Here is a 595-nt window from a genome sequence, read left to right on the forward strand (position 1 = left end):
GCGATCCAAAGCGCCCTGAGTACAAACGCAAACGACCTGGTAACCGATCAAAAAGCGCAAGTGGTATTCTCGCCATACGAGGCGCTGCTGAACGCAGGCATGCAGGATTACGATAACAACGACACACCTGAAGTACGCGTAAACTTGACAAACAACATTGAGAAAGCCGGCGACTACACGGTTCAAGTGTACCTGCAAGGCGCATCGGCATCGAGCAAACTTTCGATCGCATCCAAAGCGGTAGCGACAAAAGTGGAAATCGGCGACATGGGCGACGTGATTGCCGCGGGCGACACAGACGTGTACATCCCGATCGTGGCTTATGACGCAGCGGGCAACAAACTGAGCACAGACGACCTGACCAGCGATCAAAACGTGGATCGAATCAATGTGGCAGTATCCGGAGCCAGTTTCTTGAACGAAGGCAGCACAACTACAAGCAATGTGGCGAGAATTTACCAAGGCGGCGAACACAAAGGTTCCATCCGCTTGTCGAACATCACAGCGGGCCATAACGGCGTTGTAACGGTTAATGCCTACATCGCAACGTCCGGTGCGAACAGCACGGCTACGAAGTCCTACACGGTCGGCAACG

Annotated in this window: 1 pseudogene; it reads left to right on the top strand. The window is 53.6% G+C overall.

The features are described from left to right. Nucleotides 1-595, top strand: a pseudogene (locus AC3G2T_RS38795) (S-layer homology domain-containing protein); the annotation flags it as partial.

It is taken from the genome of Paenibacillus sp. sgz302191 (genome assembly GCF_057749925.1).